Raw genomic sequence first — 234 nt, 5'->3', positions numbered from 1 at the left:
CGATCAGAGCGACAAGCAGGTGGCCGACCTCGAGCCCACGATCCGCCGCGTGGTGTGCGAGCACGACCTGGTTTACGAAACCGGCGACGCCGCCGTGGCCGATCGGCGGGACCAGATCCGCGAGCGCATGGTTGAAACGCTCATCGCGGTGTTCGAAGACGTCCGTCGCGAGGCCCAGGCGGAGGGCGCCATGCCCAGCACGCCCGCGTCGGTCCCGATGTGCGGGTAAACCGC

The 234-nt window shown here is 69.2% G+C and carries 1 protein-coding gene; it reads left to right on the top strand.

What is annotated here, in order from left to right; genetic code table 11:
* A partial coding sequence (locus R0J87_RS24875; protein ID WP_498889703.1) for a hypothetical protein occupies positions 1–229 on the top strand: 229 nt, incomplete at its 5' end.
* Between the last annotated feature and the right edge of the window lie 5 nt (positions 230–234).

Source organism: Halomonas sp. SIMBA_159 (assembly GCF_046536035.1).
GTDB classification, from domain to species: Bacteria; Pseudomonadota; Gammaproteobacteria; order Pseudomonadales; family Halomonadaceae; genus Vreelandella; species Vreelandella venusta_A.
The sequence above is the reverse complement of the archived record's forward strand: the minus strand, read 5'-3'. Positions and strand labels throughout refer to the sequence as shown.